The organism is Shigella sp. SIG3 (assembly GCF_053555855.1).
Genome location: NZ_JBQZXE010000247.1, coordinates 1 through 1,165, shown reverse-complemented (window position 1 = coordinate 1,165; position 1,165 = coordinate 1). Strand labels below are relative to the sequence as shown.

The 1,165-nt window shown below is 46.5% G+C and carries 1 protein-coding gene and 1 pseudogene; one reads left to right on the top strand and one right to left on the bottom strand.

All coding sequences use genetic code 11. From position 1 onward, the window contains the following. The coding region (locus ACUU1I_RS20645) for a LysR substrate-binding domain-containing protein (protein ID WP_449144917.1) at positions 1 to 775 on the top strand (775 nt) is incomplete at its 5' end. On the opposite strand, the pseudogene ACUU1I_RS20640 reads toward ACUU1I_RS20645, so the two are convergent. Beyond that, positions 776 to 1,165: pseudogene (locus ACUU1I_RS20640) on the bottom strand (hypothetical protein); the annotation flags it as partial. It lies immediately after the preceding gene.

Genomic DNA, 1,165 nt, shown 5'->3' with positions numbered 1-1,165 from the left:
TAAAATTCGCTTATTCAATCGGACAACCCGAAGCGTATCGTTAACGGAAGCGGGTTCTAATCTCTATGAACGATTGCGCCCAGCTTTCGACGAAATTCAGATCATGTTAGATGAGATGAATGATTTTCGTCTGACACCGACAGGAACGCTCAAAATCAATGCCGCCCGGGTAGCTGCACGTATATTTTTAATGCCTTTACTGGTTGGTTTCACACGTGAATATCCTGATATTAAAGTAGAGCTCACAACTGACGATTCTCTTATCGATATCGTCCAACAGGGCTTTGACGCTGGCGTTCGACTTAGTGGCATCGTCGAAAAAGATATGATCAGCGTGGCGATCGGCCCACCAGTGAAATTATGTGTAGCAGCAACGCCAGAGTACTTTGCAAGATATGGCAAACCCCGCCATCCTCATGATCTGCTTAATCATCAATGTGTTGTTTTTCGTTATCCCAGCGGCAAACCTTTCCACTGGCAATTTGCAAAGGAGCTGGAAATTGCTGTCGCAGGAAATATCATTCTGGATGATGTTGATGCTGAACTGGAGGCCGTTTTGATGGGTGCTGGTATCGGGTATCTGCTCTATGAACAGATCAAGGAGTACCTTGATACTGGTCGTTTAGAATGTGTACTGGAAGACTGGATCACAGAGCGTCCAGGCTTCCAAGTCTATTACCCAAACCGCCAGTATATGTCCTGCGGCTTGCGCGCATTTCTCGATTATGTAAAAACGGGTCAGATCTGCCAGAGTCAGCGTCACCGACCACAATAATTATTTGCTATTCGCTTTACGTGCCAGCAGCGGGAATATCAGTCCTAATCCTACCAGCACAAACGGCGTTGCAACATTCAGCGCCAACTGGAAGGTCCACTCTGCAGTGAAGGCTTCCATTTTCGGGAAGATCCCCGTCAAACAGGCACAGGCGGTAAAGGCAAAACACCAAATCCCGACGGTCATTGCCAGAGGCTTATTACGAATAAAGACATATTCTGGTTTATATTTCTGCGCCAGGCGAACGACTGCAATAAATGCAACAAATACCCATAAATAACGCAGCGGCATCACTACCGAGTTAAGATTCAACAGCCATTTATAGAGATTGTTCATATCACCGATGCCGAGAGTCGGCAGCATAATCAGAATTGCCACCAGCACCAGGGT